The 14,998-nt window shown below is 43.3% G+C and carries 14 protein-coding genes and 2 pseudogenes; 13 read left to right on the top strand and 3 right to left on the bottom strand.

The window, feature by feature from the left end; translation table 11 throughout:
• From F986_RS18230 to F986_RS08300, 11 genes and pseudogenes are all read left to right on the top strand, one after another.
• Positions 1–102, top strand: a pseudogene (locus F986_RS18230) (IS5/IS1182 family transposase); the annotation flags it as partial.
• Positions 103–154: 52 nt separating this feature from the next.
• A pseudogene (locus tag F986_RS08345) lies at positions 155–958 on the top strand (aldehyde dehydrogenase family protein); the annotation flags it as partial.
• Between the two features lie 11 nt (positions 959–969).
• The gene (mmsB, locus tag F986_RS08340; protein WP_004693988.1) at positions 970–1,860 is read left to right on the top strand and encodes a 3-hydroxyisobutyrate dehydrogenase; all 891 of its coding nucleotides are present in this window, start codon (positions 970–972) and stop codon (positions 1,858–1,860) included.
• A gap of 85 nt (positions 1,861–1,945) precedes the next feature.
• Entirely contained in the window at positions 1,946–3,601 is a 1,656-nt protein-coding gene (locus F986_RS08335) for an AMP-binding protein (RefSeq protein ID WP_004693985.1), read from the top strand.
• 126 nt (positions 3,602–3,727) lie between these two features.
• Positions 3,728–4,852, top strand: a complete 1,125-nt coding sequence (locus tag F986_RS08330) for an acyl-CoA dehydrogenase family protein (protein ID WP_026056473.1) — start codon at positions 3,728–3,730, stop codon at positions 4,850–4,852.
• Positions 4,853–4,945: 93 nt separating this feature from the next.
• Complete coding sequence (locus F986_RS08325) at positions 4,946–5,749, top strand: enoyl-CoA hydratase (protein WP_004693982.1); 804 nt, start codon at positions 4,946–4,948, stop codon at positions 5,747–5,749.
• 9 nt (positions 5,750–5,758) lie between these two features.
• Positions 5,759–6,823, top strand: coding sequence for an enoyl-CoA hydratase/isomerase family protein (locus F986_RS08320; protein WP_162921200.1), 1,065 nt, complete (start codon positions 5,759–5,761; stop codon positions 6,821–6,823).
• Positions 6,824–7,470: 647 nt separating this feature from the next.
• A complete protein-coding gene (locus F986_RS08315; RefSeq protein ID WP_004693979.1) occupies positions 7,471–8,016 on the top strand; it encodes a GTP-binding protein in 546 nt (181 codons plus the stop codon).
• A gap of 9 nt (positions 8,017–8,025) precedes the next feature.
• The gene (locus F986_RS08310; protein ID WP_004693977.1) at positions 8,026–8,442 is read left to right on the top strand and encodes a roadblock/LC7 domain-containing protein; all 417 of its coding nucleotides are present in this window, start codon (positions 8,026–8,028) and stop codon (positions 8,440–8,442) included.
• An 83-nt stretch (positions 8,443–8,525) separates the two neighbouring features.
• Positions 8,526–9,518, top strand: coding sequence for a hypothetical protein (locus F986_RS08305; protein ID WP_227555140.1), 993 nt, complete (start codon positions 8,526–8,528; stop codon positions 9,516–9,518).
• A gap of 39 nt (positions 9,519–9,557) precedes the next feature.
• A complete protein-coding gene (locus F986_RS08300) occupies positions 9,558–9,914 on the top strand; it encodes a roadblock/LC7 domain-containing protein (protein ID WP_004693972.1) in 357 nt (118 codons plus the stop codon).
• 50 nt (positions 9,915–9,964) lie between these two features.
• On the opposite strand, the gene F986_RS08295 is transcribed toward F986_RS08300, so the two are convergent.
• The 3 genes from F986_RS08295 to F986_RS08285 all read right to left on the bottom strand — a co-directional run bounded on the left by F986_RS08295 (position 9,965) and on the right by F986_RS08285 (position 13,011).
• Complete coding sequence (locus F986_RS08295) at positions 9,965–10,837, bottom strand: arginase family protein (protein ID WP_004693971.1); 873 nt, start codon at positions 10,835–10,837, stop codon at positions 9,965–9,967.
• Positions 10,838–10,841: 4 nt separating this feature from the next.
• Complete coding sequence (locus F986_RS08290) at positions 10,842–11,804, bottom strand: hypothetical protein (RefSeq protein ID WP_004693969.1); 963 nt, start codon at positions 11,802–11,804, stop codon at positions 10,842–10,844.
• A 172-nt stretch (positions 11,805–11,976) separates the two neighbouring features.
• The gene (locus tag F986_RS08285) at positions 11,977–13,011 is read right to left on the bottom strand and encodes a helix-turn-helix domain-containing protein (protein WP_004693967.1); all 1,035 of its coding nucleotides are present in this window, start codon (positions 13,009–13,011) and stop codon (positions 11,977–11,979) included.
• 114 nt (positions 13,012–13,125) lie between these two features.
• Between F986_RS08285 and F986_RS08280 the strand changes: the two genes are divergently transcribed.
• Both F986_RS08280 and F986_RS08275 read left to right on the top strand, forming a co-directional pair.
• A complete protein-coding gene (locus F986_RS08280) occupies positions 13,126–14,343 on the top strand; it encodes an alkane 1-monooxygenase (RefSeq protein ID WP_004693965.1) in 1,218 nt (405 codons plus the stop codon).
• Positions 14,340–14,504 carry a rubredoxin gene (locus F986_RS08275; protein ID WP_004693963.1) on the top strand — a complete coding sequence of 55 codons (165 nt, stop codon included), beginning with the start codon at positions 14,340–14,342 and terminating at the stop codon, positions 14,502–14,504. Before F986_RS08280 ends, F986_RS08275 begins: the two co-directional genes overlap by 4 nt.
• Positions 14,505–14,998: the final 494 nt, after the last annotated feature.

Raw genomic sequence — 14,998 nt, 5'->3', positions numbered from 1 at the left:
GCAAGGAGTTTTGATAGCCAAGTCAATGAGATCCATGCACGTGTAGCAGTCCTTAACAGATTTACGGAATTAGGTCGACCACTTACCCAAGTTACGCCTTAAATTTGGCTCAATTCGGGGCGCTTTGCATTTCAAAACTTTGTGCAACAAAGCCACGCATGTGTATAACTTGGCGGGTCAACATGGCAAGCGCGTGCAATCGATGATGGGCGCGAAAAACCATGTGGTGGTGATGCCTGATGCCAATAAAGAACAAACTTTGAATGCCATGGTCGGTGCAGCGTTTGGTGCGGCAGGGCAACGTTGTATGGCGCTTTCAGTTGCAGTCATGGTCGGTGACAGTAAACACTGGATCAATGAATTGGTTGCAAAAGCCAAAACCTTGAGCGTGAATGCAGGTCATGAGCCGAATACGGACATTGGCCCTGTGATTTCACCGCGTGCCAAAGCCCGAGTCATTGATCTGATTAACAGTGGTGTAGAACAAGGTGCCGAACTGCTGCTGGATGGTCGTGATATTCAAGTCAAAGGCTATGAAAATGGCAACTTTGTCGGGGCCACGGTGTTTAATCATGTCACCACGGATATGCGCATTTATAAAGAAGAAATCTTTGGTCCAGTATTGACGATTCTCTGTGTAGAGACGTTGGATGAGGCGATTGAACTGGTGAATGCCAATCCATTTGGGAATGGCGTAGGCTTATTTACCCAAAGTGGTGCAGTGGCACGTACCTTCCAAAACCGTATTGATATTGGTCAAGTGGGCATCAATATTCCAATTCCAGTCCCTGTGCCATTCTTTAGCTTTACAGGTTCACGTGGCTCAAAGCTCGGTGACCTAGGCCCTTATGGCAAACAAGCGGTACAGTTCTATACGCAAACTAAAACCATTACCAGTCGTTGGTTTGAAGACAGTCAAGAAGCAGGGGAAGTCAATACCACCATCAGTTTACGCTAAGGAGTAGCGAGATGAAGATAGCTTTCATTGGTTTAGGGAATATGGGCGGTTCGATGGCACAGAACCTGCTCAAAGCAGGGCAAACGGTGTTGGGTTATGACTTGAGTGAAAAAGCCTTACAACAGTTTGCTGAAAGTGGTGGGATTGTTTGTGACAGTCCGCAAGCTGCGGCTGAGCAAGCAGATGTCGTCATCAGTATGTTGCCCGCAGCCAAGCATGTACGTGACGTGTATTTGGGTGAGACGGGGATTCTGGCAGTGATGCGGGCAGGTAGTCTGTGTATTGACTCTAGTACCATCGATCCGCAAACCATTAAAGATGTCGCTGCCGAAGGACAGCAGCGCCAGATTCAGGTTTGTGATGCCCCTGTTTCTGGTGGCACCATTGGCGCCAAAGCAGGCACCTTGACCTTTATGGTCGGCGCCGATGATGCGACTTATGAGCAAGTGAAGCCGATTTTAAGCTTTATGGGCAAAAACACGGTGCATTGTGGTGCGGTGGGGGCAGGGCAAATTGCTAAAATTTGCAATAACATGATTTTGGGCATTTCCATGGCTGCCGTGGCAGAAGGTATGGCTTTGGGCAGTCGATTGGGCATTGATACACATGCCCTTGCAGGCGTGATCAATAGTTCAAGTGGTCGTTGCTGGAGTTCTGAAATCTGTAATCCTTGGCCAGACATTAGTCCAAATGCACCCGCAGGTCGCGGCTACACCGACGGATTTGCCTCGCAACTCATGCTCAAAGATTTAGGTTTGGCCATTGAAGCGGCAGGCCAAGTCAAGCAACCTGTATTACTTGGTGGTTTGGCACAGCAGTTGTATCAACAACTGTGTTTGCAAGGCAATGCGCATTTAGATTTTTCCAGCATTATCCAGCAGTATTTACCCCGAGAAAGTTGATTTAAAAGAAATGAAAGGGTGCAATGAATGCACCCGATAAAAAACCCTTGTCGTGAATAACAAAAAATGTGACTGAGGTGAAAGGATGACTTCAAATTATCAACAAGCGCAGCAAAGCTTTGATTTACAGCAGGCTGCGCAACGGTTTCTATCAGGTTCAGTCGATGCGCTGAATGCGTGTTATGAGTGCTGTGATCGGCATGCTTTGCCGGGGCAGATTGCTTTGTTTTGGCAGGGTAAAGATGGTCGTAAAGAGCAATATACCTTTCGAGAGTTACAACAACGTGCCAGCCAATTTGCCAATTTCATGAAATCACAAGGGATTGGAAAAGGCGATCGCGTGTCGGGCTTATTGCCACGTACGCCTGAGCTGATTATTACCATTTTAGCCACATGGCGCATCGGTGCAGTCTATCAACCGCTATTTACTGCGTTTGGTCCCAAAGCCATTGAACACCGTCTACAGTTGGCACAAAGCAAACTGGTGGTGACCGATGTCGGTAATCGCGACAAATTGCATGAGGTAGAAGGCTACCCTGCAATTGTGACCGTGTCAGGAGCCAAAGGCACAGGACTGTATCAGGGCGATTTCAGTTTTTGGGCAGAAGTGAACCGACAGTCGGATCAATGTGAACTGGTGATGATGAATATCCAAGATCCGTTCTTGCTGATGTTTACTTCAGGCACCACAGGTCCTGCTAAACCCTTGCAAGTGCCACTCAAAGCGCTGATTGCATTTGGGGCCTATATGCAAGATGCGATTGGTTTAAGAGCTGAAGATTCGTTCTGGAATATTGCTGATCCGGGTTGGGCCTATGGCTTGTATTACGGCATTACGGGTCCGCTCTTATTGGGTCATCCGACCATTTTTTATGAAGGCGCATTTACCGCCGACAGTCTATGCCAGATCGTTGATGACTATGGTGTGAATAACTTGGCAGGTGCACCTACAGCTTACCGTATGATGATGGCGGCTGATCCGAAGCAAATGGCGAAACTCCGTGGCAAATTCCGTGTCGTCAGCAGTGCAGGTGAGCCATTGAATCCTGAAGTGTTTCGCTGGTTCAAACAAGTATTAGATGCCCCGATCTTTGACCATTATGGCCAAACCGAAGTCGGGATGGTGGTGTGTAATCACCATGCGCTGGAACATGAGGTTCGTGCAGGTTCGGCCGGTTTTGCCAGTCCCGGCTATCGTGTTGTGGCACTAGATGAACAGGGCAATGAACTCGGTGCAGATAGCCCGGGAATTTTAGCGGTGGATATTAGCCAGTCTCCGATGATGTGGTTTGGCGGTTATCAAGAAAGCCGTAAATCGCCCTTTATTGGACATTATTATTTAACCGGTGATACCGCTGAAATGCATGCCGATGGCAGCATGAGTTTTGTCGGACGCAGTGATGATGTGATTACCACGTCGGGTTATCGCGTGGGCCCATTTGATGTCGAAAGTGCATTGCTAGAGCATGATGCAGTGATTGAAGCCGCAGTGATTGGTGTGCCTGACCCTGAGCGAACCGAAGTGATTAAAGCTTTTGTGATTTTATCCGGTGAAAGTGCAGCCAGTACTGAACTCGAAAATGAACTGAGCCAATTTGTGAAAAAACGCTTATCTGCCCATGCCTATCCGCGTTTGATTGAGTTTGTGACTGAACTTCCAAAAACACCAAGTGGGAAGATTCAACGCTTTTTACTGCGCAATCAGGAAATTGCTAAACAACAAACTGCGGCTACTGTTTAAATTGAAGAGATTGTAAGGAAAGGATTTATGCAATTCACTGAGGAACACGTCCTGAGTCAGGACAAGGCGAAAAGTTTTGCCCAAGAACAGATGAAACCGAATACCAGTGAGTGGGATCGACAAGGTATGTTTTTTGAAGAACAAGTCCTGATTCAGGACATGGCAAAAAGCTTTGCCCAAGAACAAATTAAACCCTATGCCAGTGAGTGGGATCGACAGGGGACTTTTCCTGCCCAAGCCTTACAGCAAATGGGGCAATTGGGTTTTATGGGTATGTTGGTGCCTGAAGAATGGGGTGGTTCGGCAACTGGTAACTTGGCTTATGTACTGGCGCTAGAAGAAATTTCGGCTGCCGATGGTGCGACATCGGCCATTATGAGTGTACATAATTCAGTGGGTTGCGTGCCGATTTTGAAATTTGGTACTGAGGCGCAAAAGCAGCAATTTCTCGTGCCTTTAGCCAAAGGGGAAATGATTGGCGCTTTTGCACTGACCGAACCACACACAGGTTCCGATGCCGCAGCCATTAAAACCCGCGCTGTGAAAGATGGTGACCATTACATTATCAATGGCGCCAAGCAATTTATTACTTCAGGGCATAACGCAGGCGTGATTATCGTGTTTGCCGTGACCGATCCTAGCGCTGGGAAAAAAGGCATGAGTGCCTTTTTGGTCCCGCGTCATACGCCGGGTTATGAAGTGATTCGGGTCGAAGAAAAACTCGGTTTAAATGCACCTGACACCTGTCAAATTGCCTTGACTGATGTGCGTGTGCATAAAAGCATGTTGCTCGGCAAAGAAGGCGAAGGCTTAAAAATTGCCTTGTCGAATTTGGAAGGTGGACGCATTGGCATTGCCGCTCAGGCTGTTGGATTGGCGCGTGCTGCTTTGGAGGAAGCCACCCGTTATGCTAAAGAGCGTGTAGCTTTTGGTAAACCCATTTTCGAACAGCAAGCGGTGTCGTTCCGACTTGCCAGTATGGCAACAGAAATTGCCGCGGCACGTCAGTTGGTACATCAGGCGGCGCGTTTAAAAGAAGCGGGTCAGCCGTGTTTAACCGAAGCTTCGATGGCGAAATTATTTGCCTCTGAAATGACCGAGCGGGTTTGTTCAAATGCCTTACAAATCTTTGGGGGTTATGGCTATCTGAAAGATTTCCCGATAGAGCGGATTTATCGTGATGCCCGAATTTGTCAGATTTACGAAGGGACCAGTGATATACAACGCTTGGTGATTGCCCGTAGTTTATAAACCCAATATCGAAAAAACTGACCCTTGCACATGTCAGCGATCACGAGATATTAACGTTACATGTGTATTGGTCTATACAGAAAGGATCGCAACATGCAGTGGGAAAAAACATTCATCGAAGATTTACAGTGGGACACGATTCTAGTTGAAAAGCGCAAAGGCGTCGGGGTGATTACCCTGAACCGCCCTCAAGCGTTGAATGCCTTGAATAGTCAACTGATTGCTGAAATTAACCAGGCCTTAGACCAGTTTGAACGCGATGCTGAGATTGGATGTATGGTATTGGCGGGTTCTGAAAAAGCTTTTGCCGAAGGTGCCGATATTAAAGAAATGGCCGAGCTGAATTTCCCGAATATCTATTTTGATGATTTTTTCCATTTGGCAGACCGCATCGCACAGCGTCGTAAACCGTTGATCGCAGCGGTAAGCGGTTATGCGCTGGGTGGCGGCTGTGAGTTGGCGCTCATGTGTGATTTTATTTACTGTGCGGATAATGCCAAATTTGGTTTACCTGAGGTGACACTCGGTGTGATTCCAGGTATTGGCGGAACACAGCGTTTAACGTTGGCATTGGGTAAAGCCAAAGCTATGGAGATGTGTTTAACCGCACGGCAAATGGGCGCAGTTGAGGCAGAACTCAGTGGTTTGGTGGCACGTGTGCTACCGAAAGAAGAATTATTGGCCTATACCTTAGAGGCTGCGGAAAAAATTGCGGAACGATCCCTCACTGCAACCATGATGATAAAAGAAACTATTAATCGTGCCTTTGAAGTGAGTTTGAGTGAGGGATTACGCTTTGAGCGTCGCACTTTCCATTCCATCTTTGCCACAGCTGACCAGAAAGAAGGCATGAAAGCCTTTGTGGAAAAGCGACCAGCCCAATTTAAAAATCAATAAATAAGGAGTCTGCGCATGGAAAATAATTTACAGATCAGCCTCCAAGGACATTTGGGTGTGATTACGCTAGATCGCGCGAGTCATCTGAATGCACTGTCCTTAAGTATGATTCATGGCATTAGCCAGCAGCTAGAACTGTGGCGCGAGGACGAACAAGTTCAAGCCATCTTGATTAACTCCAATAGCCCGAAAGCCTTTTGTGCAGGCGGGGATATTCGCTTCCTATATGACAGTTATCAAAATGGAACTGCCAATTATCAGCGCTATTTTGCAGATGAATATCACATGCTGAAGAGCCTACGCCAATATGCGAAACCTGTCGTGGTGTTTTTAGATGGCTATGTCTTGGGCGGTGGCTTTGGTTTGGCACAAGCTTGCCAGATTATTGTTAGCAGTGAAAGATCACGTTTTGCCATGCCAGAAACCGCGATTGGCTTTTTCCCAGATGTGGGCGCAACCCATTTTCTGTCTCGTTTAGACGATATCGGTGTGTACATGGCAGTGACGGGTGAACAGATTAGTAGTAGTGATGCTTTGCACTTAGATTTAATCGATTATTTAGTACCGAGTGAACAGTTACAGCAGTTACAAACAGAACTGGGACATGCCGCGCAATTAACCCAACAATCTATTGAACAGACCATTGCACGTTATTTAAAAGAACCTGCGCCTAGTGAATTAAAACAGTATGAAGATGCGATTCGCCAGCATTTTTCTCATGCTGAATTGGCTCAAATTGAAGACAGCCTTGCCAATACATTAGATAGTGATTATATGGATTGGGCTGAAAAGATCTTAGCAAACTTACAACAGCGTTCTTTGTTAGCCAAGCAAATCAGCCTAAAACTTCAGCATGTAGGGCGCGGGCTATCGTTAGAACAGTGCATGCAGTTGGAGCGCGATTTACAAGATATTTGGTTTGAGCAGGGTGACATGCTTGAAGGTGTCCGTGCCTTGCTGATTGATAAAGACAAGCAGCCGAAATGGCAACTTGAAAACCCTGAACTGATGCAGAGGTTTGAAGAACTTTTGCCAGCGTCAAGACAACAGCGTCAGGCGAGTGTGCAAGTGTAAGTTTGCTTTCAATCAGCACCGAAAATCCTCCAAGGCTTTGGAGGATTTTTTTATGATGAGAACGTTAGTGAGATAAATGCATCGAATAAATGAAGCCTCTTCAAAGCTCATCGTGATTACAGCTCTGTGAGCTTTACCAGTTTTATTTCGTAATGAAAATAAGCCACTAGAAAAAACTTATCCTTTATTCGAATAAGCCAAAGCTTACAGTTCCAGCCTCAATAAAGAATCAAAATCGACACGTAACCTTTCGTTTAAATCAGTTCATGACGTTTGGATACAGAAATTAAGCGAAGAAACCATCGGCTAAACATAGGAAAACGTGAAGTTTCTTGTTTTGTTGATTGGAAAAATCTTTCAAATGTATTTTTTGATCTAAGTTATAGATTGAATTTTGCTTGGTAAAAAATGCCAATCACGCCCTAACTGAGTATGATTCTTATTATTTAATTTAAATAACAAGAAAAGACAGATACTTAAGCAAAGTTAAATAGTATACGTTTGTATAAAAAAGCTCAAAAGGTATACAAAAAGTAGGGAGATATGTAAGTGGATTTTACTAAATGGTTTAAAATCTGATGTTTTTTGTCAATAAAATTAAATATAATGTGACTTATTAGGCATTTTATTGTTCTTGGGACTTCTTGATGATACTACAGCAGTACAAAATTGTTTTCGGGGGAACCATGGGGGCAGGAAAATCTGCTGCCATTCAAGCATTGTCTGATATTCCTGTCGTGACGACAGAAGCAGTAAACACTGATACTGCAGCGCACCATAAATTTTTGACGACTGTGGGTATTGATTACGGTGAAATTAGCCTTGAAGACGGTACGCAGATAGGCCTGTACGGTACTCCAGGCCAAGATCGTTTTGATTTTATGTGGTCTATTGTCTGCAAGGGTGCAATAGGAATCGTGATCTTAATCGATCATAGCCAAGCAGATCGTTTAAAGGATTTAGAGTTTTATTTAAAAGCATTTGAGCAGTATGGGTCAAATGTAGTGGTTGGCATTACGCATTTAGATCAAGAAGATCAGCATAAGCTCAAAATTTACCGTGATTGGATGCAGATCCATCAAAAACAATTTCCGCTGTTTGCCGTTGATGCGCGTGAACAAGATGATGTTTTACTGATGATTGAAACACTAATTGCAACAATAGAAATGCAAGCTGAATCTGCAGTTGCATAGGTAGGATAAATGAATAGTTCACGTGAAATTCCGCAAGCACTGATTGAGTCTGCCCATATCGAGTTACAACGTTTTTTAAATACCGTTACAGGCATCGACTTTGTGATGTTGTGCTCATCGGATGGTTTTGAGCTTGCTTTGGCTTCAAAGAAAAATATCGACAATACAGGAAAAATTGCAGCAGTCAGCAGCTCCATCTTGGCTATGGTGAATGCATTTATTACAGAAATTCAATTGTTGGGCTGCCAAACCATTACTCTTGATGCGGACAATGGCAAAGTCTTTTTAACGGCTGTCCACCACCCACAGCATCCGATGGTCATGGTGGCGGTCACCCACACAGATATTTTGATGGGGCAGATGCTGTATTACTACAAAGAGTTAAGTGCACGATTAAGCAGTGCGCCACTCAGCCTTGCATCATAAGAAATTCTATATTTTTTGATTTTTAATTATATCAATCGGCGTGATGCCGTGATTTAAAGGGTGAGGTTATCGTGGGTTTAGGCATGAAAAACGTATTAAATATTGCAGTATTTGGTTTAAGTTTAAACTCGTTAGAGCAAATAAAAGAACAAATTTTACTGTCTTTACCTGAAAATTTGAATGTGAGATGGGTCAATCTTGCTGAGCAAAAAATAGATTTATTGCTGGTCAATGATGTGTTTTTTAATTCACCGGGCATTCAAAAGTTGCTGACTATTCAAAACATTGTGTATTTGCGTCTGGTCAAAAAGGTTGAAAATGCAGGGCGCATTGTCGGAGATCAATTGTTCTACCCATTTTCGAACATAGAACATTTGCACGATTGGTTATTTAGAAAAGTATTGTCACAACATAAGCTTACCGTGCCTGTGAAGTCAACGCTTGAAGTCATTCCACCTGTTCAATCTGTTATGCCTACAGTGTTGAACCCAGTGATGACCACGGAACAGGTTTTTAGTGAAATTTTTACACCACGTAATGGCTATATTCAGTTGTTCGATGCCCGTGGTTTTCTCGCTTTAGTTGATACGCGGACCGAACGTGTTTGGATAGAGCCGAATAAAGAAATTCAGTTTAATGAGACCTTGAACCAAACGTATGCAACTGCACAGTTGGTCCAAGATATGATCAAAGATAAAGACGTTTATGACCTAAGAATTTGGCTATGGAAAGTGGTGAATGCTTCACCTGCGATTCAGTTACCGCAAGTCAGCTTGAATCAGAACTTTAAGCTTGAAATATGGCCTCAGTTTGAAAAAGATTTACAACGTCGTGACTTTTTGAAGATGGCAACGTGTTTCTCACAAGGCGCACAAATTGATCAAGTAAAACAGTCCTTAAATTTAAGTAATGAAAGGGTATTGAATTTTGTAGCATGTGCTGTTCTACTGCAATTAGGTCAGTTTATTGATCAAAATGAAGTGAAGTATCAGGCAGATACACAACAAGTAGAAATAGGGCAAATGAATAAATTACGCGGTTTTATTGGAAAGTTGCGTAAGAAACTAGGTCTTTAAATTTTTTGGGGTAACCCTATAACTAGAGGTAAGAATAAGATGGCACGTGTTAGTTTAGATACGTTAACAGGGATTGATGGTTTTGTTGCTGCTGCACTGGTAGACAGTGATAGTGGCTTAGCACTTGCGACTCAGGGGAGTGGTGTAGACTTAGAATTAGCAGCAGCAGGTAATACTGAAGTTGTACGTTCTAAGCGTAAAGTTGCGAAAGCATTACAATTAAACGATAACATTGAAGATATTTTGATTACTTTGGGTAAGCAATATCATTTGATTCGTCCGCTTGATAGCAATGAAACATTGTTTTTATATTTGGTACTTGACCGTACCAAGTCTAACTTAGCGATGGCGCGTTATGAATTAAAAGGCTTTGAGAAAGAGCTTGATTTTTCTTAATTAAATAGCCGAGCTATCTATGCCAGTGTATGTCAATATGCTGGCATTTTTTATTCAGCATAGTAAGTTTTATAAGCGGTTTGAAACGTTCTTACATGAAGCTTGACCAGTTCTGGTAGTGCTTGATAGCCGCCAGCTAAAACAATCATCAAAGGCAGTTGGTGTTTTTTGGCCAAGCGAAACACAATTTCATCTCGTTTTTCAATCAGTTCTGTGCTGAACCATGATGAGCCGCAAGGATCATCTTGATGGCAGTCCATCCCCGCCTGAAAAATAATTAAATCAGCGTTCCAGTCTAGGGCGCGTTGAAAGGCTTGATGGATCGCTAAAATGTATTGGCTAAAATTCCCTTGATGTTTATGCACATGATAGGTTTCTGAACGTTCGTAGGTCGGACAACCAAAGGCCAGCCCATAGATACTATAATTAAATAAGTTGTCAAAACGGCGGGTAAATTCTGCCGTACCATTACCGCCATGCTGATCACAGTCCAGCACGAAAATACGTTTATCTGGAAATTGTTGCGCGACCAAAGCCAGCCCGTTAAAGGTACAAAAAGACCCACCGTGTTCGTAAACTGCATGATGAAAACCTTGCGCGATATTAGCCGAAATTTGATGTTTGAATGCCAATTCTGCTGCAAGAACTTGCCCTGCATTAATCTGATAAACCGCATCACGCAGTTGAGTATTCCAAGGCTTAAAACCTTGGAACGTGGCTAACTTTTCAGGGAACCCTGTGTCAAAAGCATCGACATATTTTGGATCATGCAGTTGTTTTAAAATATCTATGGAGAGCTTTTCAGGGCGATGGAACTGTACGATACCGAGAGGATCTAAAGCATCGGCGACAGCGCTCAGTTTTTCCATACTGTTGGTATGAGTCTGAGCATAATAATCTGGTGAGTAGCAAACCTGTAGCATGCGTTTAGCTCCGTATTTGCGCGGTCGCGACATCAACCAATTGTTGTAGGCATGTGGTTCCCGGACTAAATAAACCATTTTCAACTTGCTGCTGATAATGCGTTGTAAAAGCACGTGCGCGATTTTCAGGAGAAATGGCTAAGGTCGTGAGTCTTAAAAACCAAAAGCCATTGATCTCAGAATAGGGAATTACATAGCCTTTATATTGCTGGTTTTGAGTTTTGTTTTGAATGGCTGTGCGATCATAGTTGACTGAGAACAATGAACCCGCAGGCAAACACACCCCATTCATCAGGATCGGTTTTAGGCTAATACAGGAATGATCATCTCCCATATTGAGTTTTTCCAGCAATAAGGGCTGCTGTTGTTCATCGACAAATATATTGAGCTCGCCCTGTCTTAAGACGCGGCCATGGGCAATTTTAAGGAAGAAATTTTCAGCCATGGGGCAAGAGCCGACTTTCGGTTTTTCAGCCAAGGCTTTGAGCTCAACCAAACCTGTTTTCGCCGTGTTTTGCGGGAGAATAATATCGGCAATCAATTGACACAGAATTTGAGTTTCTTCCAGTTGCGCTTGTGTGGTGATATTGCGTAATTGTTGTTGCAACTGTCGCTGACGTTGCACTTGCTGAGCAAATTCAGAGCTGTTTTCGGTTGCGAGCAGCGATTGAATTTGCTCATTCAAATCTAAATTATGCCAATCTGAAATCATGTACTGAGATTGCTCAAGCAATACTTTTAAGGTCTTGGTTTCGTATTGGTCAAACAGTTTTAAGTCGGCAAAATCTTGGCTGAGTCTAGGGCTGTTAATATAGTCCGCTAAAACACGTGTCGCCTGCGTATAGCCGCAACCGCGACGTTCTGTTTGGTGGGAGAAATGTTCATTTAACATTTCGGTGAGTTTGCTTGAAAGCGGGTGAACGTGTTGTTTAAAAAGTTGAATAATTTCGTGATCAGTTTCGCGCATCCTTGCCCCAAAAAATAAATTTAAAATCTGTTTTATTATACAGTTATATATCAAATTACTATTGATATTGAAATAAAACCAGCAGGGATTACGACATTTATTTTGGCAGGATAATCATTGTTTCATTCGTTATGAACTCTTTTGAAAGCATCCTTTATTGAGGCTAAAAAGTTCAGTTTAGCTTCGACGTGGAATTCAGCCGATGCATCTGTGGTGTGGTGCCTAATTCAGCTTTGAATGTCCTACAAAAATTCGCTGCCGTGGAGTAGCCCAGCTCAAAACTAATTTCGGTGATGCTTTTGTTGGTGTGCATTAGCAGGTGCTCAGCACGGCTTAAAATGACCTGCTTACGAATGGTATTAAAATTGGCATTCTGCTTTTTTAAATAGCGCTGCAGAGTTTTACTTGAGACATTCAACATTTGAGCGCAGTCTTCAAAACTAGGCGGTGGAGATGCTTCACGGAGCATCATGCTGATCCAGTCAATAATCTCTCCATCTAAACTGATTTGTTTCAGTTGTTCGCGGCACTGTTGTTCCAAAATGTTCAATGAAAATGCATCTGCTTTGGGGAGCTTCGTGTCTAAATTATCCGCTTGAATAAAGATTTTAATGCTAGGACGAATGAGTGTACCAAAGTGAAATTGAGCGGGCTTGAGTTGCTGTAAAGCTTGTACATAAGTCGGTTGAAACACCGATAAATGAATGTCATAGGGTTTAACTTGGTGATTGAGTAATTCTGAAAAACTGCTACAAAAACCCACGGCAATGGCTTCTAAATGAAAATTCAATGTGAGCGTACTCATGGCTTGCAGCGGGTGAATGTCCAAAACCACGACGCTTGTTAACTCAGTCACTTTTAGTCGAAAGTTCGGCATGATTAAGCTGAAATATTGCGACATCACGCCTAAGGCTTGCATAACATTTTCACAGCTGAGTAAGGCATAACCCACTAAATGATGGGCGCTCAATTTTAAGGAGCGACCGAGCTCAAAGGCCAAATCACGGTTTTCTGGAAATTTAAGTAAATAGCTGACTAAGGTTTCAATTTGTGCCAGAGAAAGCTTGGCATCCTCCTGTTGTACATAGCTGCTCAAATCCGTTCCTAACAGTTGAAAAAGTTCAGTCAAATCCATCTCGCGTTCCAGCAATAAAGGCAGCAAACGCAAATAATATCGGGCTGGAATAGATGGAATGTGAGGATTCATATTTTTAAAGTGATGTCTTGTTTTGAATATATAGTGTCCGAAAATGAATAATGATCACAACTGATTTTACCAATAATGAGCAAGCGTTCTATCTAAAATAAAAAGGAGTTCCACATGAATGCACTGACCTTGCTTGAGCAGCAGCACAGTGAACATCAGTTTAAGGATAAAAAACGGCATTTATGGTTATTTGGTTTGGCGTACCCGTGTATTGCTATGGGTGCTTTGGCAGGCTATCAGTTTGGCCCCAAAAAATTACGTTCGGTGTTTGCCTCGACAGGCCCGATTTTTATGCACGTGGTCATGCCAGCTTTGGACAAATTGATTGGTGAGGACAGCGAAAACCCACCTGATGCCGCAATTGCAGCCTTAGAGGCCGATCCCTACTATGCCCGTATTGTGAAGTTGTTTATTCCACTACAATACACTGCCAACTTATATGCTTTATACCTCGCCAGTCGTGATAGCACTCCAACGCATGATCGTGTGCTTATTGGTACGTTATTGGGTGTATTGAATGGTGTCGCGATTAATACTGCACATGAGCTGAGTCATAAACCGAATAAATTAGAACAAATGTTGTCGCATTTGGCATTGGCACCGACGGCTTATAATCATTTTCGAATTGAGCATCCTTATGGGCACCATCACCGTGTGGCGACACCTGAGGACCCAGCTTCTTCGCAAATGGGCGAGTCTTTTTGGCAGTTTTGGCCGAGAACGGTTGTGGGCAGTTTTAAGTCGGCAGTTGAAATTGAAACTCGACGTTTAGAGCGCCAAGGTCTTGGTTTTTGGTCACTCAAGAATGAGTTGTTGCAAGGTTGGGCGATGTCAGGGCTTTATCATGCGGCGATGCTGAAATGTTTTGGGAAAAATATTGCGGTCACCCAAGCCACTCAAGCTTTGTACGGTATTACGTTATTTGAAGTCGTAAATTATATTGAGCACTATGGCCTAAAGCGGGAGCAGCTTGAAAATGGCCAATATGCACGCACCCAGCCAGAACATAGTTGGAACAATAACAACTTGGTGACTAATCTATTCTTGTATCAGTTGCAGCGTCACTCTGACCATCACGCTTACCCAACGCGGAGTTTTCAAACCCTAAGAAACTATGACGACGTACCGCAGCTTCCAGCAGGTTATGGAGCCATGATTTTACCGGCACTGATTCCGAAGTGGTGGTTTAAATTGATGGATCAACGGGTGGTGGAGCATTATGCCGGTGATTTCAGCAAAATGAATATTTACCCTAAAGCCAAACAGAAAATTCAGCAGAAGTTTGCGGGATTGTTCGCTCAGTCATCCTCTATACATGAGGACTTAACATGAAATGCTATCAATGTTTGGTTTGTGGATGGATTTATGATGAGCAACTCGGATGGCCACAAGAGGGAATTGCCGCGGGTACGCCATGGCGAGATGTCCCCGAGAACTGGAGCTGTCCTGACTGTGGGATATCTAAAGCTGACTTCGATATGGTCGAGATTTAAACAATAGATTTGAATGCATTCTGTATAAGGTGCTGCTACGGACTGTGGCCGCACCTAAAACCTTTCTATTTGATAATTTATTTTGCTAAACCATTCTAGAACCATTCTTTCGCATGGTTGCTCTGCGCTTTAAGACTGCTAATCTTCTGAAGCAGATTGAATGCTCCGTCTCAGAGTGAAAATCGTAAGTCATGTTTTAAAGAAACCCACTATTAAGGACGATTGTGGGTTTCTTTAAAATCTAAAGCATATTTAAAAAAGATCGATGCGAAATCGAATGATAGTAACGAGATAAAACGTTCGAAAATAACAGAGATAGAAAAGTCTTGTAGTGGATTACAAGAGAACAAAGCTTAAAAGGATGTATAGCTATGATGAATCAGAAGAACAGAACCGCTGTTATCAATTTTCAAATCCAATTAACACTGAAATGTGTATATCCAAGCATACGTTATTTATCCCTCACAAATACGCCATAAAAGTCGTCGAGTTTT

Origin of the sequence: Acinetobacter johnsonii CIP 64.6 (assembly GCF_000368045.1) — a bacterium.
Taxonomy (GTDB): domain Bacteria; phylum Pseudomonadota; class Gammaproteobacteria; order Pseudomonadales; family Moraxellaceae; genus Acinetobacter; species Acinetobacter johnsonii.
The sequence above is the reverse complement of the archived record's forward strand: the minus strand, read 5'-3'. Positions and strand labels throughout refer to the sequence as shown.

What these genes read in the sequence shown, in the direction of transcription:
- mmsB (WP_004693988.1), top strand. Translation starts at nt 970, where the DNA reads ATGAAGATAGCTTTCATTGGTTTAGGGAATATGGGCGGTTCGATGGCA.
- F986_RS08335 (WP_004693985.1), top strand. Translation starts at nt 1,946, where the DNA reads ATGACTTCAAATTATCAACAAGCGCAGCAAAGCTTTGATTTACAGCAG.
- F986_RS08330 (WP_026056473.1), top strand. Translation starts at nt 3,728, where the DNA reads ATGTTTTTTGAAGAACAAGTCCTGATTCAGGACATGGCAAAAAGCTTT.
- F986_RS08325 (WP_004693982.1), top strand. Translation starts at nt 4,946, where the DNA reads ATGCAGTGGGAAAAAACATTCATCGAAGATTTACAGTGGGACACGATT.
- F986_RS08315 (WP_004693979.1), top strand. Translation starts at nt 7,471, where the DNA reads ATGATACTACAGCAGTACAAAATTGTTTTCGGGGGAACCATGGGGGCA.
- F986_RS08310 (WP_004693977.1), top strand. Translation starts at nt 8,026, where the DNA reads ATGAATAGTTCACGTGAAATTCCGCAAGCACTGATTGAGTCTGCCCAT.
- F986_RS08305 (WP_227555140.1), top strand. Translation starts at nt 8,526, where the DNA reads ATGAAAAACGTATTAAATATTGCAGTATTTGGTTTAAGTTTAAACTCG.
- F986_RS08300 (WP_004693972.1), top strand. Translation starts at nt 9,558, where the DNA reads ATGGCACGTGTTAGTTTAGATACGTTAACAGGGATTGATGGTTTTGTT.
- F986_RS08295 (WP_004693971.1), bottom strand. Translation starts at nt 10,837, where the DNA reads ATGCTACAGGTTTGCTACTCACCAGATTATTATGCTCAGACTCATACC.
- F986_RS08290 (WP_004693969.1), bottom strand. Translation starts at nt 11,804, where the DNA reads ATGCGCGAAACTGATCACGAAATTATTCAACTTTTTAAACAACACGTT.
- F986_RS08285 (WP_004693967.1), bottom strand. Translation starts at nt 13,011, where the DNA reads ATGAATCCTCACATTCCATCTATTCCAGCCCGATATTATTTGCGTTTG.
- F986_RS08280 (WP_004693965.1), top strand. Translation starts at nt 13,126, where the DNA reads ATGAATGCACTGACCTTGCTTGAGCAGCAGCACAGTGAACATCAGTTT.
- F986_RS08275 (WP_004693963.1), top strand. Translation starts at nt 14,340, where the DNA reads ATGAAATGCTATCAATGTTTGGTTTGTGGATGGATTTATGATGAGCAA.